This window comes from Telluria sp. RT2P19 (assembly GCF_059685725.1).
The window spans coordinates 14,159-33,107 of the sequence record NZ_JCASIL010000012.1 but is presented as its reverse complement, the minus strand read 5'-3'; the positions used below and the strand labels follow the sequence as shown (position 1 = coordinate 33,107).

Sequence of the window (18,949 nt, the reverse complement as noted above, 5' to 3'; positions counted from 1 at the left end):
GCGCCCCGCGTCGTGCAAACAAGAACACTTACCAGAAGAAGCTTATGTCCGATACCACACAAAACAATGGCCAGTCCAAGGCACCCAAGGGCCCAAAAAAGCCTGAAAGCAAATACCCGGTCAATATGACCGACACCCCGTTCCCGATGCGCGGCGACCTCGCCAAGCGCGAGCCGGGCTGGGTCAAGCAATGGCAAGACAAGAAGATCTACGAGCGCGTGCGCAAGGCCGCCGCCGGCCGTCCGAAGTTCATCCTGCACGACGGTCCTCCGTACGCGAATGGCGACATCCACCTGGGCCACGCCGTCAACAAGATCCTCAAGGACATGGTGATCAAGTCGCGCACCATCGCCGGCTTCGACGCGCCCTACGTGCCGGGCTGGGATTGCCACGGCATGCCGATCGAGATCCAGATCGAAAAACTGTACGGCAAGAACCTGCCGACGGCCGAGGTGCTGCAAAAGGCGCGCGCCTATGCGCTCGAGCAGATCGACCGCCAGCGCGCCGGCTTCATCCGCCTGGGCGTGCTGGGCGAGTGGGACAATCCCTACATGACCATGGCCTACAGCAACGAGGCCGACGAGCTGCGCGCCCTCGGCACCCTGCTGGACAAAGGTTATGTGTACCGCGGCCTCAAGCCCGTCAACTGGTGCTTCGACTGCGGCTCGGCGCTGGCCGAAGCCGAAGTCGAATACCAGGACAAGCGCGACCCGGCGATCGACGTCGGCTTCCCCTTCCATGAGCACGACAAGATCGCCGCCGCCTTCGGCCTGGACCGGCTGCCGACCGACAAGGGCTTCATCGTGATCTGGACCACGACCCCGTGGACCATCCCGTCGAACCAGGCCCTGAACGTGGGCCCGGAAGTGGGCTATTCGCTGGTGCAGGTCGAGCGCGACGGCCAGCCGCAACTGTTGATCCTGGGTTCGGAACTGGTCGAGCCGGTCCTGCAGCGCTACAAGCTCGAAGGCACGGTCCTCGCCACCACCACGGGCGACAAGCTCGAAGGCATCCGCTTCAAGCACCCGCTGCATGCGCAGGACGCCTTCTACGATCGCCTGTCGCCGGTCTACCTGGCCGACTACGTGACCGTCGACAGCGGCACCGGCGTGGTCCACTCGGCCCCGTCCTATGGCCTGGAAGACTTCCAGTCGTGCAAGGCGCACGGCATGAAGGACGACGAGATGCTCAAGCCCGTGATGGGCGACGGCCGCTTCGCCGCGAGCCTGCCGCTGTTCGGCGGCATGACCATCTGGGAAGCCAGCAAGCCGATCTGTGGCGCGCTGACCGAGGCCGGCGCCCTGTTCGAACTCAAGATGTTCGACCACAGCTACATGCACTGCTGGCGCCATAAAACCCCGATCGTCTACCGCGCCACCAACCAGTGGTTCGCCGGCATGGACATCACGCCGAAGGACGGCGGCCCGACGCTGCGCGAAACGGCGCTGGCCGGGATCGAGAAGACCCGGTTCTTCCCGGACTGGGGCCAGGCGCGCCTGCACGGCATGATCGAAAACCGTCCGGACTGGACCCTGTCGCGCCAGCGCCAATGGGGCGTGCCGATGGCCTTCTTCGTGCACAAGGAAACCGGGGCGCTGCACCCGCGCACGCCGGAACTGCTGGAGCAGGTGGCGCAGCTGATCGAAGCCGGCGGCATCGACGCCTGGCACGACCTCGACCCGGCCACCCTGCTCGGCGCGGACGCCGCGAGCTACGAAAAGAACAAGGACACGCTGGACGTCTGGTTCGATTCGGGCAGCACCCACCAGACCGTGCTGCGCGGCTCGCACAAGGAGCAATCGAGCTTCCCGGCCGACCTGTACCTGGAAGGCTCGGACCAGCACCGCGGCTGGTTCCACTCGTCGCTCCTGACCTCTTCGATGTTGAACGGCACACCGCCGTACAAGGCGCTGCTGACCCACGGCTTCACCGTCGACGAGAACGGCAAGAAGATGTCGAAGTCGCTCGGCAACACGATGGCGCCGCAAAAGATCTCGGATACCCTCGGCGCCGACATCCTGCGCCTGTGGGTGGCTTCGACCGATTACACGGGCGAGCTGTCGATCGGCGAAGAGATCCTCAAGCGCGTGACCGAATCGTACCGCCGCATCCGCAACACGCTGCGCTTCCTGCTGGCGAACACCTCGGACTTCGACCCGGCGCAGCACGCGGTGCCGATGGCCGAACTGCTCGAGATCGACCGCTATGCGATCGCCTCGATGGCGCAATTGCAGAACGACGTGGCCGGCCACTTCGAGCGCTACGAGTTCCACCCGGTCGTGTCGCGCCTGCAGAACTACTGCTCGGAAGACCTGGGCGGCTTCTACCTCGACATCCTCAAGGATCGCCTCTACACCACCGGTGTGGAATCGCAGGCGCGCCGCTCGGCGCAGACCGCGCTGTGGCACATCGCCCACTCGCTGCTGCGCGTGATGGCGCCGATCCTCTCGTTCACCGCCGAGGAAGCGTGGGCCGTGTTCGCTGGCCAGCAGAAGTTCGCGGACAGCGACGAGACGATCTTCACCCAGACGCTGTGGACCTTCCCCGCGCTGGAAGATGGCGACACCCTGCTGGCCAAGTACGCGCTGCTGCGCCAGGTCCGCCTCGACGTCACCAAGCAGCTCGAGGAAGTCCGTACCTCGGGCGCCATCGGTTCGTCGCTGCAGGCCGAGCTGGCGATCAAGGCGTCGGGCGACAAGTACCGCGCGCTGGCCAGCCTGGACGACGACCTGAAGTTTGTCTTCATTACCTCGCAGGCGACCGTGAGCGAAGTCGCCGCCGAGGCGGATGAAAGCGTGGCCGTGGAACCGTCGACCGCCGAGAAGTGCGAGCGCTGCTGGCACTACCGCCGCGACGTCGGCCACGACCACGCGCATCCGACGCTGTGCGGCCGCTGCACCAGCAACCTGTTCGGCGCCGGCGAAAAACGCCGCTACGCCTAAGCGCCCCGGGTCGACCGACCCGCGGGTTTTCCGCCATGCCGCTGTCACAGGCGGCATGGCGCGTACCGACACCACACACCATGGCAACCAAAAAGAAACCAGTCGCATCCGGTCCGAAACTTGTCACCCGCAGCAGCGGCGCCAGCCTGTTCCCCTGGATCGGCCTGTCCCTGATCATCGTCCTGCTCGACCAGGTCACCAAGCTCACCGTCGAACGCACCTTCGCGTATGCGGAGACGGTGCCGGTCACGGGCTTTTTCAACCTGATCAAGGTGTACAACCCGGGCGCGGCATTCAGCTTCCTGGGCGACGCCAGCGGATGGCAGCGCTGGCTGTTCCTGGGCATCGCCATCGGCGCCGTGGTGTTCTGCATCTACATGATGTCCAAGAACGCGAGCCAGCGCCTGTTCTGCTTCGCCCTGGCGCTGATCATGGCCGGCGCGATCGGCAACGGCATCGACCGCGTGGTGCACGGCCATGTGATCGACTTCCTCGATTTCTACTGGACCGGCATCGGCCATTTCCCGGCCTTTAACATCGCCGACATCGGCATTTCGGTGGGCGCCGTCCTGTTCGTCCTGGACGAACTGCGCCGTGTGAACAAGTCGTAAGGAGACCATCATGGAGCTGAAAGGCAAGCGCATCGTCCTCGGCCTGACCGGCGGCGTTGCCTGCTACAAGGCGGCCGAACTGTGCCGCGCGCTGGTCAAGCAGGGCGCCAGCGTGCAGGTGGTCATGAGCGAGGCGGCCACCCACTTCATCGGTGCGGTCACCATGCAGGCCCTGTCCGGCCAGCCGGTCTACCTGGACCAGTGGGACGCGCGCATGGCCAACAACATGGCCCACATCGACCTGACCCGCAACGCCGACGCGATCCTGATCGCGCCCTGCTCGGCCGACTTCATGCGCAAACTCGCGCACGGCGCCGCCGACGACCTGCTGTCGACGCTGTGCGTGGCGCGTCCGCGCCATGTGCCGCTGCACGTGGCGCCGGCGATGAACGTCGAGATGTGGGAAAACCCGGCCACCCAGCGCAACGTCGCCCAACTGCGCGAAGACGGCGTCAAGCTGTTCGGTCCGGGCTGCGGCTCGCAGGCCTGCGGCGAGACGGGCCTGGGCCGCATGCTCGAAGCCGAGGAACTGGTCGAAGAACTGATCGCCTCCTTCCAGCACAAGGTGCTGGCCGGGCGGCGCGTACTGATCACCGCCGGCCCCACTTTTGAGCCGATCGACCCGGTGCGCGGGATCACCAACCTGTCGTCGGGCAAGATGGGATATGCGCTGGCGCGCGCGGCGCGCGAAGCGGGCGCCGAGGTGACCCTGGTCTCGGGCCCGGTGTCGCTGGCCACGCCGCATGGCGTGCGCCGCATCGACGTGCTCACCGCGCAGCAGATGCACGATGCCGTGATGGCCGGCGTGGAAGGCCAGCACGTGTTCATCGGCGTAGCGGCGGTGGCCGACTGGCGCGTGGCCAATGCCAGTGAGCAGAAGATCAAGAAGACGGCGGATGGCGCCCCGCCGCAGCTCGAATTCGCGCAGAACGCCGACATCCTGGCCTCTGTCGCCGCCACCGTGACGCTGTCCGGCTGGCCCTACTGCGTGGGCTTTGCCGCCGAATCCGAGCAGCTGGAACAGTACGGCGCCGCCAAGCGCGAAAAGAAAGGCATCCCCCTGTTGGTGGGCAATATCGGCCACCAGACGTTCGGGCAGGATGACAATACCGTGATCCTGTTCGACGAGAGCGGCCACACGGTGCTCGAGCGGGCCGACAAGCTCACGCTGGCGCGCCAGCTCGTGTCCGAGATCGCGAAACGCATCGAACAGCGCTCCCTGCTGACGTAAATAGAAAAAGTATCAATGAAGAATATCGACCTGAAAATCCTCGACCCGCGCATGAAAGACCTGCTGCCGGCCTACGGCACGCCGGGCAGCGCGGGCCTCGACCTGCGCGCCTGCCTCGACGCGCCGCTCACCATCGAGCCTGGCCAGACGGTGCTGGTGCCGACCGGCCTGGCCATCCACATCGGCGATCCGGGGTACGCCGCCATGATCCTGCCGCGCAGTGGGCTCGGCCATAAGAGCGGCATCGTTCTTGGCAATCTGGTAGGCTTGATCGACTCCGATTACCAGGGCCAGCTGATGGTCTCCACCTGGAATCGCAGCGCCACCACCTTCGTGCTGCAGCCGATGGACCGGTTGGCGCAACTGATCGTGGTGCCGGTCCTGCAGGTTGGCTTCAACGTGGTGGCGGAGTTCGCATCGAGCGACCGTGGCGCCGGAGGCTTCGGAAGCACCGGCAAACAATAACAACACGTGAGGAGGACCATGATCCCAATGCACCGTCTACAACGCTTCAAGTCCGCCGCGCTGGTCGCCGCCACCGCGGCCCTGCTCGCGGCCTGCAGCACGCCAGGGCCCATGCAGTCGTCGACCACGCCTGGCGCTATTCCCGACCAGGTTCCGGGCAAGCCCGCGATCACGCCGCAGATCGCCGCCGCCGCCGACCTGCTTTCCCGCATGGCGACCCAGCACGACCGCCTGTACCGGATCGCGGCCCCCCTCCTGATCGACAACGCAGAGCTGTGCACCAAGCACGCGCGCAACCTGCTTGGCTTCACGGCCAAGAACCGCTATTCCTATCCCGGCCAGTACAACGAAGCGGCCTGGGTGGCGCTCGGCATGGGCGAGCGCCTGCAGGTGACCAATGTGTTGAATGGCAGCGGCGCGGCCAAGGCCGGCCTGCGCCAGGGCGACCGCCTGGTGGCGGCCGCCGGCACGCCCCTGCCCCAAGGGCCGGACGCCTTGTCCCAGCTGGGTGCCGTGTTCGGCCCGATCATGGCGAAGCAGGCCAGCCTGCCGCTGTCGATCGAGCGCGATGGCAACGCGCGCGACCTGGCAGTCCCGGTCACGCGCGCCTGCGCCTTCGTGATCGAACTGGGCAACGCCGACAATATCAATGCCTACGCCGACGGCTCGCGCGTGATGGTCACCCGCGGCATGCTGGGCTTCGCCCAGAACGACGACGAACTGGCGTATGTCGTGGCGCGCACGATGGCGCATAACATGCTGGGCCACGCGGCCACGCAGCGCAACGCGGCCACCATCGGCAGCATCATCGACAACCTCACCGCGATCACGCCGGATACCTCGATGCTGATCGGCAGCGGCGGCATCAAGGCCATGCCGGTGGCCGACGACGTCGCGGCCGACCGCCTGGCGATCTACCTGCTGGCGCGGGCCGGCTACCGCATCGAAGGCGCCTCCGCCTTCTGGAAACGGCTGGCGGCGACCTACCCGGCGCGTATCCTCAACGGCTACACGGCGAACCACCCGTCGACCACGCAGCGGATCGCGGCGATCGACAAGGCGGTGGCCGAGGTCAAGGCCAAAAAGAGCGGCAAGAAGCCACTGGTGCCTTGAGTTTCATGGTGCTGCGGGAGATAACACTGCAGTGCCGATCTGGGTTTCCCGCATGCGCGGGAACGACGGTTTCACGGCGAACGGTCGATAGCTGGCCGTCGCTGTCAGCCTTGAGACCGTCGTTTCCCTCACTCGCCGGCGCCTTGGCGGGACCTCGTTTTCAATATACCCGTTCATTTGCCCCTACCGCGCACGCCGCCTCAACACCCTCCCCGCTTTTTTTGTATGATTGTCCATCTTGCATCTATCCCGCACAGCGCGGCCACGACATCATGGACAGCATCGACCTCGACGTACTGAAGACCTGCGCCGCCTGGCTGGCGGGTGGGCAGCGCTGCCAGCTGGTCACGGTGATCAAGACCTGGGGCTCGAGCCCGCGCCCGGTGGGCGCCACCCTCGCCATCTGCGAAGACGGCCAGGTGGTCGGCTCGGTCTCGGGCGGCTGCATCGAGGATGACCTGATCGCCCGCGTGCGCGACAACGGCATCGAGATCACCCTCCCCGAGATCATCAGCTACGGCATCAGCGCCGACGAGGCGCACCGTTTCGGCCTGCCCTGCGGCGGCACCATCGAGCTGGCGATCGAGCCGCTGTCGAGCGACAGCCGCATTCCCGAACTGCTGGCGCGCCTCGATGGCGGCGAGCTGGTCGAGCGCCGCGTGCACCTGGCCACGGGCGCCGTCACCCTCGAACCGGCCCAGGCCAGCGCCATCCAGCGCATCGACGATGGCGTGCTGTACACCCTGCATGGCCCGCGCTGGCGCCTGTATATCATCGGCGCCGGTCCGCTGTCGCGCTTTTTGGCCACGATCGCGGCCGGCATGGATTACCGCGTCACCGTGTGCGACCCGCGCGAGGAATACCGCAGCGGCTTTTCGATTCCCGGCGTGTCGCTGGTGCACGCCATGCCCGACGACCTGGTGCTCGAAGCGAAGCTCGATGCGCGCAGCGCCGTGGTGGCGCTGACCCACGATCCGAAGCTCGACGACCTGGCGCTGATGGAAGCGCTCAGGTCCGACGCCTTCTACGTCGGCGCGATCGGCTCGCGCGCCAACAACGCCAAGCGGCGCGAGCGCCTCAAACTGTTCGACCTCTCCGACGCCGAACTGGCGCGCCTGCACGGCCCGATCGGCATCTACATCGGCAGCAAGACGCCGGCCGAGATCGCGATCTCGATCATGGCCGAGATGACGGCCGTGAAGAACGCGGTGCCGCAGCAGATGCTGGTGCCGCATGCCGCGGCGCTGACGCTGGCCAGCGCCGCCTGACGCTTGTCCCTCCGCATCGCCGCCCGACGCCGGGGATTCGACAGCAAGGACCGGCAAGCAGGAAAACGCCAGCCCTGCCACAATGGCTGTTGACTGACAGGCCATTTTTTTCTTACCGATGAACACCGCGAACATGCTGCGCCTGGTGGCGCTGGCCGCCATCTGGGGCAGCTCCTTCCTCTTCATGCGCATCTCGGCGCCCGTGCTCGGCCCGGCGGTGCTGATCGAATACCGGCTCGCCTTCGCGGCGCTGTTCCTGGCGCTGGTCGGCTGGGTGCTGACCCGGCGCGGCCAGGGCGCGCCGCTGGACGTGCGGCGCCACTGGAAGCATTACCTGATGCTCGGCGTGTTCAACTCCGCGTTGCCCTTCCTGCTGTTCGCCTTTGCCGCGCGCACGCTGTCGGCGTCGGTGCTGGCCGTGCTGAACGCCACCGCGCCGCTGTGGGGCGCGCTGGTGGGGGCCGTGTGGGCGCGCCAGCCAGTGTCCAGGCGCGGGGCGCTCGGGCTGCTGCTCGGCGCCAGCGGCGTGGCCCTGCTGGTGGGCTTCGACCACGTGATCGAGCGCGCGGGCGCCGGCCTGGCGGTGTGCGCGACCCTGAGCGCGGCCCTCAGCTACAGCATCGCCAGCCAGTACGCCAGGTCCGCCCCCAGCGTGGCGCCCTTCGCCAACGCCCATGGCTCGATGTGGGCCGGCGCCATCGTCGTGCTGCCGCTGGTGCCCTTCATGCCGGCGCCGGGCGAACCGACGGCCGGCATCATGGCCGCCGTGCTGGCCCTGGGCGTGGTGTGTAGCGGCATCGCCTACATCATCTACTTCAAGCTGATCGAGCAGGTCGGCCCCACGTCGGCGCTGACCGTGACCTTCCTGAGTCCCGTGTTCGGCATCCTGTGGGGCGCGCTGTTCCTGCACGAGACGATCGGCTGGCACACGATCCTGGGATCGGCCATCGTGTTGCTCGGCACCGCCCTGGTCACCGGCTTCAGGCCGCGCTTCCTGCGCCCAGCGGCCAGCGCCGGTAAATGATGGAAACGACGCGCGACCTCGACCTGGATCTCGGCCTGCCGCCGGGCTATCGCGTCGCCGACCTCATCGCCTTCCATGGCCGCGACACCGAGGCAGTGGCCGAGCGGGTCGCTCCCGACGGCCTGCGCAAGGGCGTGCTGCTGGACGGCGTGCCGACGCTGCTCGACATCCGTCTCGGGCGCGACGTCGCGCACTGCCGCATCGCCTTCGATGCGCCGGCCGGCGACGCTCTGCAGGCGCTGGCCCGGGACGCGCTGCTGAACGTGCTGGGCCTGCGCATCGACCCGGCCGCCTTCGCCGCCTTCGCGCACGACGATCCCGTGCTCGGCCCCGTGCTGGCACGCCAGCCCGGCCTGCGCATCGTGCAGTCGGCCACCGTGTTCGAGGCCCTGACCTGGGCCATCATCGGCCAGCAGATCAACCTGACCTTCGCGATCTCTCTGCGCCGCACCTTGATCGAACTGGCCGGCCGCCCGCATGCGAGCGGCTTGCTGTGCTATCCGGAAGCGCCGGACGTCGCCCGCCTCGTACCAGAAGACCTGACGAGCCGCAAGTTCTCCCAAGCCAAGGCCGAGACCGTGCTGCGGGTGGCGCGCATGGTGGTCGACGGCAGCCTGTCGCTTGCGCGCGAACGCGACGCCGCCCAGGTGGGCGAGGAACTGCTGGCGATCAAGGGCATCGGTCCGTGGACTGCCAATTACGTGCTGCTGCGCGGCTATGGCTACCAGGATTGCTCGCTGGAAGGCGACGTGGCCGTGCGCGCGGCCCTGCATAAGCTGACGGGCAGCGAGGCGCGGCCGACCCTGCTCGAAGCCCAGCGCCTGCTGGCGCGCTATGCGCCACACCGGACCATGGCCGCGGCCTACTTGTGGGCCAGCCTGGCCGACAAGCCGGGAATGTCGGACACATAGGGCGGGCGATGCGTCAGTTCCAGCGCGGCAAGCCATCGAACTGCTGCGCGCCCTCGCCCGAAAAGCGGATCAGCTCGGCCAACGGCACAGTGGCCAGGTTGTCGCCACCATCATGCCCGCCCAGCGCGCTGGCAATCTTGAGACAGTATGTGCGGCCCTCGGTCAGCGGCCCCAGCGCGGCTTCGGCCAGGCGCACCGCCTCGGGCATATACCGGTCGTTGAGAAAATCCTGGTTGTAGGCGAGCGCGTCGAGTGCGGCGCGGCTGCGGGCCAGCGGTTCGCACACGAGTTCTTGCGGACGCAGGCACCAGAAACGGTGGTCCTCGTCGCGGATGATGAGGTTGCCGAAGGCATTGGCGCCGAGTACTTCGACGGCGCTCATGCCGACCCAGCCCCAGGCCTCGTTGTTGTCGTCTACAGCGATCATGGTCGCCGCCCCTGAATGCCGCCATCGCGCATGCGCTGCGGTTTGCCCGGGTTGGACCGGCTGGGTCGGTGTGCATTGCACCAGGGGCGAGCGGCGTTGACCTGCGTCGAGGCCGTCGAGAGCGACAAGGGAATCTGCCTGCAGATGGGCGCACAAACGAAAAAGCCGCTGACTCTTGCGAATCAGCGGCTTTGAATCTGGTTGCGGGGACAGGATTTGAACCTGTGACCTTCGGGTTATGAGCCCGACGAGCTGCCAGACTGCTCCACCCCGCGTCTGTTGAAATGAATTATACGCCCCTTCTGCCTATTAGGCAAATGCAATGCTGTGCCCATGTGCGATTGCAATACGATCCGCTACATGGCGGCGTCGACACGCGCCTGCCCGCTATCTTGCGCCTGCGCTACCGGCCCCGCATTCGGTGTAAAGTAAGGGCAATACCAATTCGTCAAACGACCATGAAATTCTGCTCCGAGTGCGCCCATCCTGTCGCGCTGGCCATTCCCGAAGGCGACAACCGGCCGCGCTACGTCTGCACCCATTGCAACACGATCCATTACCAGAACCCGAAACTCGTCGTCGGTTCCATTCCCGTCTGGGAACGTGATGGTCAGCTCCAGGTCTTGCTGTGCAAGCGCGCGATCGAGCCGCGCTACGGCTACTGGACCCTGCCCGCCGGCTTCATGGAAAACGAGGAGACCACCGAACAGGCGGCCATGCGCGAGACCGAGGAAGAAGCCGGCGCCAATGTAGAACTCGGCCCGCTGTTCACGCTGCTCAATGTGGCCCATGTGCACCAGGTCCACCTGTTCTACCGGGCGCGCCTGCTCGACCTCGACTACGCCGCCGGCATCGAAAGCCTGGACGTGCAGCTGTTTACCGAAGACCAGATTCCCTGGGACGAACTGGCCTTCCCCACCATCCGCACCACGCTGGAACTGTTCTTCGCCGACCGGATCAAAATGCGCGAGGGTGGCGACGACTATGGCTTTCACAGCCGCGACATCCATCGTCCGATGATCGCCCCGCGCGAACCCGACTGAGATGATTCCCTGGCTCGAGAACGATACGCCGTTCCCCGACGTATCGAAGGCATTGACGGTCGAAGCGCCGGGCCTGCTCGCGGCCGGCGCCGACCTGTCGCCACCGCGCCTGCTCCAGGCCTACCGCAACGGCATCTTCCCCTGGTTTTCCGAAGGCCAGCCCATCCTGTGGTGGAGCACCGACCCGCGCATGGTCCTGTACACGGCCGACTTCAAGGTCAGCGCCAGCTTGGCCAAGACCCTGCGCAAGGTCGAGCGCAGCCGCGTCGAACAAGGCCGCTGGGACGTGCGCTTCGACAGCGCCTTCAGCGACGTGATGCGGGCCTGCGCAGCCCCGCGCCGGGACGGCCCCGGCACCTGGATCTCCGACGAGATCATCGACGGCTACTCCGGCCTGCACGCGCTCGGCTACGCCCACTCGTCCGAAGTCTGGCTCGACGGCGAACTGGTGGGCGGCGCCTATGGCGTCTGCATCGGCCGCATGTTCTACGGCGAATCGATGTTCGCGCGCGTGTCCGACGCTTCCAAGGTCGCGCTGGCCTATCTGGTGGCTTTCCTGCGCCAGAACGGCGTGCAGATGATCGACTGCCAGCAGGAGACCGGCCACCTGGCCTCGCTCGGCGCCGCGCCGATCCCGCGCAGCCGTTTTCTGGAACACCTGCGCGCGGCCATCGCCGAGCCGCCGATCGACGCCTGGCGGGTGGCGCCACCGCTTGGCAAGCCGAGCCCGGCGCCCATGGCACCGTTGGATGGAAACGGTGAAATGGGTGAGTTTTCGCTAGAATAGGGCCATTCACGTCGTCTCGAGAGTCTTTTGCATGACGCACCTACACGACCTGCCCTTCGCGACGCTGCAGTTCTACACGACGGCGCCCTACCCCTGCAGCTATCTCGACGCCCGCCAGGCGCGCTCGCAGGTCGCCACCCCGTCGCACCTGATCAACGCCGATGTGTATTCCGAACTGGTCAAGAACGGCTTCCGGCGCAGCGGCATCTTCACATACCGCCCCTATTGCGACGGCTGCCAGGCCTGCATCCCGGTGCGCGTCAAGTGCTCGGACTTCACCCCCAACCGCACCCAGCGCCGCGCCTGGAAGCGCCATGGCAACCTGGTCGCCATGGTCGCCAACCTGGCCTTCTCGGACGAGCACTACGCGCTCTACCTGCGCTACCAGACCACGCGCCACGTCGGCGGCGGCATGGACCAGGACAGCCGCGACCAGTATGCCCAGTTCCTGCTGCAGAGCCGGGTCAACACGCGCCTGGTCGAATTCCGCGAACCCGACGGCACCCTGCGCATGGTATCGATCATCGACGTGCTGTCCGACGGCCTGTCGTCGGTCTACACCTTCTTCGATCCCGACGTCGACAACGCTTCCTACGGCACCTACAACATCCTGTGGCAGGTGAACCAGGCCCACGAGCTCGGCTTGTCCTACGTCTACCTCGGCTACTGGATCGAGCAGAGCCCCAAGATGGCCTACAAGATCAATTTCCGACCGCTCGAAGCGCGCATCGACGGCGAATGGGGCGTGCTGCAGCCCTGAAGTCTGCAGGCCGTGTGATACAAGTGCTAACAAAGTCATTGACATTGGAATACATGGCTGGGGCTGCGTCACGTTAAAATGACGGGAGATCCTTATTGAGCTCCCCATGCCCGACAAATTCCTGTACACCCTGGTTCGTCCCGCACTGTTCTCGCTCGACCCCGAGGCAGCCCACAACCTGACCTTGCCGATGCTGCGCCGCGCAGCCGCGCTCGGCCTGACGGGCGCGTTCAGGAAGCCCTTGCCCGACCCGCGCACGGTCATGGGCATCACCTTCCCGAACCCGGTCGGCCTGGCCGCCGGCCTCGACAAGGATGGCGCCTACATCGACGGCCTGGCCGCACTCGGCTTCGGCTCGATCGAGATCGGCACCGTGACCCCGCGCGGCCAGGCCGGCAATCCCAAGCCGCGCATGTTCCGCCTGCCGCGCGCGCGCGGCATCATCAACCGCATGGGCTTCAACAACGGCGGCGTCGACGCCTTCGTGGCCAACGTCCAGGCGTCGCGCTTCTACCAGGAGCGCCGCGGCGTGCTGGGCCTGAACATCGGCAAGAACGCCGACACGCCGATCGAGCAGGCGGCCGAGGATTACCTGCACTGCCTGCGCAAGGTCTATCCCTATGCCAGCTACGTGACGGTCAATATCTCGTCGCCCAACACCAAGAACCTGCGCCAGTTGCAGGGCGCCTCCGAACTCGACAGCCTGCTGTCGCAGCTCAAGGCAGAGCAGACCAAGCTGGCCGACTACCACGGTCACTATGTGCCGATCACGCTCAAGATCGCACCCGACGTCGACGGCGACCAGATCCGCGACATCGCCGGCGCCCTGCTGCGCCACAAGATCGACGGCGTGATCGCCACCAACACCACGCTCAACCGGCGCGACGTCGAAGGCATGAAACATGCGCAGCAGGCCGGCGGCCTGTCGGGCGCGCCGGTGTTCGAGCAGTCGAACATCGTGATCCGCGCGCTCAAGGCCGAACTGGGCGACGAGGTCCCGGTCATCGGCGTGGGCGGCATCATGCGCGGCCAGGATGCCAAGGCAAAAATCGCGGCCGGCGCCAAGCTGGTGCAGCTCTACAGTGGCCTGATCTACGCCGGTCCGGGCCTGGTGCGCGAGTGCGCCGACGCCCTGCGCGATACGCCGAAGAAAAAGAAATGAGCCTGCCACGCAAACAGCTCGGACGCACCGACCTCGAGGTGACGACGGTGTGCCTCGGCACGATGACCTTCGGCGAGCAGAACACGGAGCAGCAAGCCCACGCGCAGCTCGACTACGCGGTCGGGCGCGGCATCAATTTCATCGATACCGCCGAGCTCTATCCGGTGCCGCCCAGCGCGGCGACCCAGGGCTCCACCGAGCGCTTCATCGGTTCCTGGCTCAAGGCGCGCGGCGGACGCGACAAACTGGTGCTGGCGACCAAGATCGCCGGCCCGAACGGCAGCCAGGGCTGGATCCGCGGTGCGAAACACAACCTCGACGCCGCCAACCTGCGCGCCGCCGTCGACAGCAGCCTGCAGCGCCTGCAGACCGACTACATCGACCTGTACCAGCTGCACTGGCCGAGCCGGAACGTGCCGATCTTCGGCGCCAACCAGTTCGACCCGCGCAAGGAGCGCGACGGCGTGGCGATCGAAGACACCCTGCGCGCGCTGGCCGGGCTGGTCCGGGAAGGCAAGATCCGCCACATCGGCGTGTCGAACGAAAGCCCGTGGGGCGTGTGCGAATTCATCAAGCAGGCCGAGATCCACGGCCTGCCGCGCATCGCCACCATCCAGAACCTGTACAACCTGACGGCGCGTGCGTTCGAGACCACCCTGCTCGACGAAGTCTGCTACCGCGAAAACGTGAGCCTGCTGGCCTACAGCCCACTCGCCTTCGGCCAGCTCAGCGCCAAGTATGTCGACGACCCGCAGGCACGCGGGCGCCTGAGTATCTATCCGCCGACCTGGAGCCCGCGCTACCTGCGCCCAGGCGTGTTCGAGGCGACGCGCGCGTATGCGGCGCTGGCGCGCGAGCACGGCCTGACGCCGGCGCAGATGGCGCTGGCCTGGTGTTACTCGCGCTGGTTCGTGGGCTCGACCATCATCGGCGCGACCACGCTCGACCAGCTCAGGGAAAACATCGACGCGGCCGATGTGCGGCTGAGCGACGAGGTAATCAGGCGGATCGACGAGATCCACGGCCGGATCACGAATCCGGGCCAATGAGAAACGGGGCATGTGTCCTGATGACGTTCAACGAGCATGCCCTGATGACGTTCGACGGGCGTGTGCCCTGATGGCGTTCAACGGTCATGCCCTGATGACGTTCGACGGGCATGTTCCCTGATGGCGTTCAACGGGCATGTGCCCTGATGGCGTTCGACTGACGAACACTGTGGGGTGGGCGGGTATCCCGCCCACGCGTTCAACCCGGGCATGCACTGCCACATCGCATCCGTGAGTGGAACGCGTGGACGGCAGAGCCGTCCACGCAACGCATTTCCCGTTTTTTCATTCCGCCGTCGCGATCGCCTTTTCGATATCCGCCCGCGTGTACCCCTGGGCGAAACGCTCGATGAAATGGAAGGCGTAGGCCCGCAGATACGTACCGCGGCGCACCGCCAGGCGCGTCACGTTCTGCGCGAACAGGTGCGAGGCCTCGATCGCGCGCAGGCCTTTATCCCGTCCATGGTCGAAGGCCATCGAGGCCACGATGCCCACGCCCAGCCCCAGCGACACGTACTGCTTGATGACGTCCGAGTCCATCGCGGTGAGCACGATGTCGGGCGCCAGCCCGGCTTCGACGAAAGCGGCGTCGATGTGGCTGCGGCCGGTGAAGCCGACGTCGTAGGTGATGAGCGGATGCTCGGCCAGGTCTTCCAGGCGCAGCGGCGAGCCCCTGGTAAAGATCGGATGGCCTTCGGGCGCCACGATCAGGTGGCTCCAGCGGTAGCATGGGAAGGACACCAGCTCGGGAAAGGCCGACAGGCCCTCGGTCGCGATGCCGATGTCGGCCTTGCCCGAGGCCACCCACTCGGCGATGTGCTCGGGGGCGCTCTGTTGCAGCGCGATGCGCACGTTCGGGAAGGCGGCGCGGAACGATTGCACCACCTGCGGCAGCGCGTAGCGCGCCTGGGTGTGGGTCACGGCGACCGTGAGCGTGCCGCTGTCTTGCGCGGCGTACTCGCGGCTGGCCTGCTGCAAATTCTCGGCTTCGACCAGCAGTTTTTCGACGATGCGCAAGATGCCCTTGCCGGGCGGCGTGAGGCCGGTCAGGCGCTTGCCGTTGCGTTCGAAGATGACCACGCCCAGCTCTTCCTCGAGCTCGCGGATCTGGCGCGAGACGCCCGGCTGCGAGGTGAACAGGGCGTTGGCGACCTCGGTCAGGTTGAAGTCGCGGCGCGCCGCTTCGCGGACCGAGCGCAGCTGCTGGAAATTCATATCGCGTTTCCTTCGTCGACGAACACTTCGATGCGGCGCGGTCGCACGACCAGCGTCTCGCCCTCTTTCAGTCCCAGGCTGATATAGCGGTCGTTCGGCATCACCGCCTCGATGATCTGCTGGTTGTCCGAGCGCTCCAGGTCGAGCTGGGCCAGCGGCCCGATCGCATGCGCGCGGCGCAGCTTGGCGACCACGCCGGTCGCGCCGGGGGTATAGCGCTCGACGTCGAGGTCATGCGGACGCACATAGCCGATGCCGGCGCCGTCACGCACGCCGGCGTGCTGCGGGGCCTGGAAGCGCACGTCGCCGCTGGCCAGCACGCCGTCGTTGACGCGGCCGTGGAACAGGTTGACGTTGCCCAGGAAGCCATACACGAAGGGCGACGCCGGGTTGTTGTACACCTCGTCCGGGCTGCCCAGTTGCTCGACCCGGCCCTTGTTCATCAGGACCACCTGGTCGGCCACTTCGAGCGCTTCTTCCTGGTCGTGGGTGACGAAGATCGAGGTCACGTGCAGGTCGTCGTGCAGGCGGCGCAGCCAGCGGCGCAGCTCCTTGCGCACCTTGGCGTCGAGCGCGCCGAACGGTTCGTCCAGCAGCAGCACGCGCGGCTCCACCGCCAGCGCGCGCGCCAGGGCGATGCGCTGGCGCTGGCCGCCGGACAGCTGCGGCGGATAGCGGTCGGCGATCCAGTCGAGCTGCACCAGCTCGAGCAGTTTTTTCACTTTTTCGCGGATCTGGGCTTCGTTCGGACGGTCCTTGCGCGGCTTGACGCGCAGCCCGAAGGCGACGTTCTCGAACACGGTCATGTGCTTGAACAGCGCGTAGTGCTGGAACACGAAACCGACCTGGCGCTCACGCACATGGCGGTGCGAGGAATCCTGGCCGTCGAGCAGCACCGCGCCCGAATCCGGGTATTCGAGGCCGGCGATGATGCGCAGCAGCGTGGTCTTGCCGCAGCCCGAAGGGCCGAGCAAGGCGGTCAGCTCGCCGTCGGGGAACTGCAGCGAGACGTCGTCGAGCGCCGTGAACTGGCCGAACTGCTTGCGGATGTGTTGTACTTCGATCGTCATGCGTGACTCCGGCGTTGATTCAGTGAGGGGCCGCGACCGAGGCCGTCTTGGCCTGGTGCAGACGCCATTCGATAAAGGACTTGACGGCCAGGGTCACCAGTGCGAGCAGCGCCAGCAGCGATGCGACGGCAAAGGCGGCCGTGAAGTTGTATTCGTTGTAGAGGATCTCGACGTGCAGCGGCATCGTATTGGTCTCGCCGCGGATGTGGCCCGAGACCACCGACACCGCGCCGAACTCGCCCATCGCACGGGCATTACACAGGATGACGCCATACAGCAGACCCCACTTGATGTTCGGCATCGTCACGCGCCAGAAGGTCGACCAGCCCGAGGCGCCCAGCACCAGCGCGGCTTCTTCTTCTTCGGTGCCCTGCTGCTGCATGAGCGGAATCAGCTCGCGCGCCACGAACGGGAAGGTGATGAAGACGGTCGCCAGCACGATGCCCGGCACCGCGAACAGGATCTTGATGTCGTGCTCGGCCAGCCAGGGACCGAACCAGCCCGAGGCGCCGAACAGCAGCACGTACATCAGGCCCGCGATCACCGGCGAGATCGAGAACGGCAGGTCGATCAGCGTCAGCAGGATGCTCTTGCCCCTGAATTCGAACTTGGCGATGGCCCACGCCGCGGCCACGCCGAACACCAGGTTCAGCGGCACCGAGATCGCGGCCGCGATCAGCGTCAGCTTGATCGCCGACAGCGCATCGGCATCGAGCACCGATTCGACATAGACCTCCCAGCCCTTCTTGAGCGCTTCGGTGAACACCGCCGCCAGCGGGATGAACAGGAACAGCGTCAGGAACACCAGTGCGATGGCGATCAGGGTGAGGCGTACCCAGCGCGGCTCGAGCACGCTAGTGTCCAGGCGCTTGTTGTTGAGCGGGCGCTTGGCAGGCTGCGCCACGTTGTCGAGGACCGCGCTCATGCCTTGCCCGCCCGTTTGCGCGTCCACGCCTGCAAGAGGTTAATCGCCAGCAGCAGGATGAACGAGAACACCAGCATCACGACCGCGATCGCGGTGGCGCCGGCGTAATCGTACTGCTCCAGCTTGGAGATGATCAGCAGCGGCGTGATCTCGGACACCATCGGCAGGTTGCCGGCAATGAAGATGACCGAGCCGTATTCGCCGGTGGCGCGGGCAAAGGCCAGCGCGAAGCCGGTCAGCAGTGCCGGGACGATCGTCGGCAGCACCACGCGAATGAACGTCTGCAGCGGCGCGGCGCCCAGGCTGGCGGCGGCTTCTTCGAGTTCTCGTTCGGCTTCCTCGAGCACCGGCTGCACCGTGCGCACGACGAACGGCAAGCCGATGAAGGTCAGCGCCACCACCACGCCCAGCGGCGAGAACGCCACCTTGATCCCCAGCGCGGCGAGATACTGGCCGATCCAGCCGTTGTGGGCGTACAGCGCGGTGAGCGTGATGCCGGCCACCGCGGTGGGCAGCGCGAACGGCAAGTCGACCAGGGCGTCGACGAAGCGCTTGCCGGGAAACTGGTAGCGCACCAGCACCCAGGCCACGATGCCGCCGAACACCACGTTGAGGGCAGCCGCGATCAGCGACGCGCCAAAGCTGAGGCGGTACGACGCCATCACGCGCTCGGAGGTCACGGTGGACCAGAAATCGGCCCAGCTCATGCTGGAGGTGTTCAGGAACACTGCGGACAGCGGGATCAGAACGATCAGTGCCAGGTAGAACAGCGTGAAGCCGAGCGAAATGCCGAAGCCGGGAATCACCCGGCCCGGCCGTTTGGCGGGCTTGTGCGCTGCCGTGCTGCCCGGCATGGCAAGCGAAGTCATGCGAGTCCTTATTACAAATTCTTCTATCGGACTCGAATATTCTCACACGATGTTCATAAAGCAAACGAAAGAATACT

18 protein-coding genes and 1 tRNA gene are annotated in these 18,949 nt (G+C 66.3%); 13 read left to right on the top strand and 6 right to left on the bottom strand.

The features are described from left to right. Nucleotides 1-44: 44 nt before the first annotated feature. From ileS to AC56KW_RS15660, 8 genes are all read left to right on the top strand, one after another. Nucleotides 45-2,942 (top strand): isoleucine--tRNA ligase, encoded by a 2,898-nt coding sequence (gene ileS / locus AC56KW_RS15695; protein WP_497171607.1) that lies wholly within the window; start codon nucleotides 45-47, stop codon nucleotides 2,940-2,942. An 80-nt stretch (nucleotides 2,943-3,022) separates the two neighbouring features. Further along, nucleotides 3,023-3,553 (top strand): signal peptidase II, encoded by a 531-nt coding sequence (gene lspA / locus AC56KW_RS15690; RefSeq protein WP_497171606.1) that lies wholly within the window; start codon nucleotides 3,023-3,025, stop codon nucleotides 3,551-3,553. Nucleotides 3,554-3,563: 10 nt separating this feature from the next. Then, nucleotides 3,564-4,784 carry a bifunctional phosphopantothenoylcysteine decarboxylase/phosphopantothenate--cysteine ligase CoaBC gene (gene coaBC, locus AC56KW_RS15685; RefSeq protein WP_497171605.1) on the top strand — a complete coding sequence of 407 codons (1,221 nt, stop codon included), beginning with the start codon at nucleotides 3,564-3,566 and terminating at the stop codon, nucleotides 4,782-4,784. Nucleotides 4,785-4,799: 15 nt separating this feature from the next. After that, complete coding sequence (gene dut / locus AC56KW_RS15680) at nucleotides 4,800-5,249, top strand: dUTP diphosphatase (RefSeq protein ID WP_497171604.1); 450 nt, start codon at nucleotides 4,800-4,802, stop codon at nucleotides 5,247-5,249. An 18-nt stretch (nucleotides 5,250-5,267) separates the two neighbouring features. After that, nucleotides 5,268-6,362 carry a M48 family metallopeptidase gene (locus AC56KW_RS15675; protein ID WP_497171603.1) on the top strand — a complete coding sequence of 365 codons (1,095 nt, stop codon included), beginning with the start codon at nucleotides 5,268-5,270 and terminating at the stop codon, nucleotides 6,360-6,362. 272 nt (nucleotides 6,363-6,634) lie between these two features. After that, nucleotides 6,635-7,630 carry an XdhC family protein gene (locus AC56KW_RS15670; RefSeq protein WP_497171602.1) on the top strand — a complete coding sequence of 332 codons (996 nt, stop codon included), beginning with the start codon at nucleotides 6,635-6,637 and terminating at the stop codon, nucleotides 7,628-7,630. A gap of 118 nt (nucleotides 7,631-7,748) precedes the next feature. Beyond that, the gene (locus tag AC56KW_RS15665; RefSeq protein WP_497171601.1) at nucleotides 7,749-8,654 is read left to right on the top strand and encodes a DMT family transporter; all 906 of its coding nucleotides are present in this window, start codon (nucleotides 7,749-7,751) and stop codon (nucleotides 8,652-8,654) included. After that, a complete protein-coding gene (locus tag AC56KW_RS15660) occupies nucleotides 8,654-9,565 on the top strand; it encodes a DNA-3-methyladenine glycosylase family protein (protein ID WP_497171742.1) in 912 nt (303 codons plus the stop codon). Before AC56KW_RS15665 ends, AC56KW_RS15660 begins: the two co-directional genes overlap by 1 nt. A gap of 13 nt (nucleotides 9,566-9,578) precedes the next feature. Here AC56KW_RS15660 and AC56KW_RS15655 read toward each other — a convergent pair whose 3' ends face one another. Together AC56KW_RS15655 and AC56KW_RS15650 are read right to left on the bottom strand one after the other, a co-directional pair. Then, nucleotides 9,579-9,992: a T6SS immunity protein Tdi1 domain-containing protein gene (locus AC56KW_RS15655; protein ID WP_497171600.1), complete on the bottom strand. Its 414-nt coding sequence runs from the start codon at nucleotides 9,990-9,992 to the stop codon at nucleotides 9,579-9,581. A 198-nt stretch (nucleotides 9,993-10,190) separates the two neighbouring features. Continuing rightward, nucleotides 10,191-10,267: transfer RNA gene (locus AC56KW_RS15650), tRNA-Met, on the bottom strand. Nucleotides 10,268-10,450: 183 nt separating this feature from the next. Between AC56KW_RS15650 and AC56KW_RS15645 the strand changes: the two genes are divergently transcribed. The 5 genes from AC56KW_RS15645 (at nucleotide 10,451) to AC56KW_RS15625 (ending at nucleotide 14,793) form a co-directional block, all read left to right on the top strand. Then, complete coding sequence (locus tag AC56KW_RS15645) at nucleotides 10,451-11,035, top strand: NUDIX hydrolase (RefSeq protein WP_497171599.1); 585 nt, start codon at nucleotides 10,451-10,453, stop codon at nucleotides 11,033-11,035. A 1-nt stretch (nucleotide 11,036) separates the two neighbouring features. Further along, nucleotides 11,037-11,822, top strand: coding sequence for a leucyl/phenylalanyl-tRNA--protein transferase (aat, locus tag AC56KW_RS15640; RefSeq protein ID WP_497171598.1), 786 nt, complete (start codon nucleotides 11,037-11,039; stop codon nucleotides 11,820-11,822). Between the two features lie 31 nt (nucleotides 11,823-11,853). Next, nucleotides 11,854-12,582, top strand: coding sequence for an arginyltransferase (locus AC56KW_RS15635; RefSeq protein ID WP_497171597.1), 729 nt, complete (start codon nucleotides 11,854-11,856; stop codon nucleotides 12,580-12,582). A gap of 106 nt (nucleotides 12,583-12,688) precedes the next feature. Then, nucleotides 12,689-13,744, top strand: coding sequence for a quinone-dependent dihydroorotate dehydrogenase (locus AC56KW_RS15630; protein WP_497171596.1), 1,056 nt, complete (start codon nucleotides 12,689-12,691; stop codon nucleotides 13,742-13,744). Then, complete coding sequence (locus tag AC56KW_RS15625) at nucleotides 13,741-14,793, top strand: aldo/keto reductase (protein ID WP_497171595.1); 1,053 nt, start codon at nucleotides 13,741-13,743, stop codon at nucleotides 14,791-14,793. Before AC56KW_RS15630 ends, AC56KW_RS15625 begins: the two co-directional genes overlap by 4 nt. Nucleotides 14,794-15,078: 285 nt before the next feature. On the opposite strand, the gene AC56KW_RS15620 is transcribed toward AC56KW_RS15625, so the two are convergent. From AC56KW_RS15620 to cysT, 4 genes are read right to left on the bottom strand one after another with little or no spacing between them, the layout of a single operon-like run. Beyond that, nucleotides 15,079-16,008: a CysB family HTH-type transcriptional regulator gene (locus AC56KW_RS15620; protein WP_497171594.1), complete on the bottom strand. Its 930-nt coding sequence runs from the start codon at nucleotides 16,006-16,008 to the stop codon at nucleotides 15,079-15,081. Next, nucleotides 16,005-17,078 (bottom strand): sulfate/molybdate ABC transporter ATP-binding protein, encoded by a 1,074-nt coding sequence (locus AC56KW_RS15615; protein WP_497171593.1) that lies wholly within the window; start codon nucleotides 17,076-17,078, stop codon nucleotides 16,005-16,007. The genes AC56KW_RS15620 and AC56KW_RS15615 overlap by 4 nt, the downstream gene beginning before the upstream one ends. Nucleotides 17,079-17,097: 19 nt before the next feature. Further along, nucleotides 17,098-18,003: a sulfate ABC transporter permease subunit CysW gene (gene cysW, locus AC56KW_RS15610; protein ID WP_497171592.1), complete on the bottom strand. Its 906-nt coding sequence runs from the start codon at nucleotides 18,001-18,003 to the stop codon at nucleotides 17,098-17,100. After that, on the bottom strand, nucleotides 18,000-18,872 hold the full coding sequence (gene cysT / locus AC56KW_RS15605) for a sulfate ABC transporter permease subunit CysT (protein WP_497171591.1): 873 nt from the start codon (nucleotides 18,870-18,872) through the stop codon (nucleotides 18,000-18,002). The genes cysW and cysT overlap by 4 nt, the downstream gene beginning before the upstream one ends. Nucleotides 18,873-18,949: the final 77 nt, after the last annotated feature.

Coding starts and splice junctions, on each gene's coding strand:
- ileS (WP_497171607.1), top strand. CDS start 45: ATGTCCGATACCACACAAAACAATGGCCAGTCCAAGGCACCCAAGGGC.
- lspA (WP_497171606.1), top strand. CDS start 3,023: ATGGCAACCAAAAAGAAACCAGTCGCATCCGGTCCGAAACTTGTCACC.
- coaBC (WP_497171605.1), top strand. CDS start 3,564: ATGGAGCTGAAAGGCAAGCGCATCGTCCTCGGCCTGACCGGCGGCGTT.
- dut (WP_497171604.1), top strand. CDS start 4,800: ATGAAGAATATCGACCTGAAAATCCTCGACCCGCGCATGAAAGACCTG.
- AC56KW_RS15675 (WP_497171603.1), top strand. CDS start 5,268: ATGATCCCAATGCACCGTCTACAACGCTTCAAGTCCGCCGCGCTGGTC.
- AC56KW_RS15670 (WP_497171602.1), top strand. CDS start 6,635: ATGGACAGCATCGACCTCGACGTACTGAAGACCTGCGCCGCCTGGCTG.
- AC56KW_RS15665 (WP_497171601.1), top strand. CDS start 7,749: ATGAACACCGCGAACATGCTGCGCCTGGTGGCGCTGGCCGCCATCTGG.
- AC56KW_RS15660 (WP_497171742.1), top strand. CDS start 8,654: ATGGAAACGACGCGCGACCTCGACCTGGATCTCGGCCTGCCGCCGGGC.
- AC56KW_RS15655 (WP_497171600.1), bottom strand. CDS start 9,992: ATGATCGCTGTAGACGACAACAACGAGGCCTGGGGCTGGGTCGGCATG.
- AC56KW_RS15645 (WP_497171599.1), top strand. CDS start 10,451: ATGAAATTCTGCTCCGAGTGCGCCCATCCTGTCGCGCTGGCCATTCCC.
- aat (WP_497171598.1), top strand. CDS start 11,037: ATGATTCCCTGGCTCGAGAACGATACGCCGTTCCCCGACGTATCGAAG.
- AC56KW_RS15635 (WP_497171597.1), top strand. CDS start 11,854: ATGACGCACCTACACGACCTGCCCTTCGCGACGCTGCAGTTCTACACG.
- AC56KW_RS15630 (WP_497171596.1), top strand. CDS start 12,689: ATGCCCGACAAATTCCTGTACACCCTGGTTCGTCCCGCACTGTTCTCG.
- AC56KW_RS15625 (WP_497171595.1), top strand. CDS start 13,741: ATGAGCCTGCCACGCAAACAGCTCGGACGCACCGACCTCGAGGTGACG.
- AC56KW_RS15620 (WP_497171594.1), bottom strand. CDS start 16,008: ATGAATTTCCAGCAGCTGCGCTCGGTCCGCGAAGCGGCGCGCCGCGAC.
- AC56KW_RS15615 (WP_497171593.1), bottom strand. CDS start 17,078: ATGACGATCGAAGTACAACACATCCGCAAGCAGTTCGGCCAGTTCACG.
- cysW (WP_497171592.1), bottom strand. CDS start 18,003: ATGAGCGCGGTCCTCGACAACGTGGCGCAGCCTGCCAAGCGCCCGCTC.
- cysT (WP_497171591.1), bottom strand. CDS start 18,872: ATGACTTCGCTTGCCATGCCGGGCAGCACGGCAGCGCACAAGCCCGCC.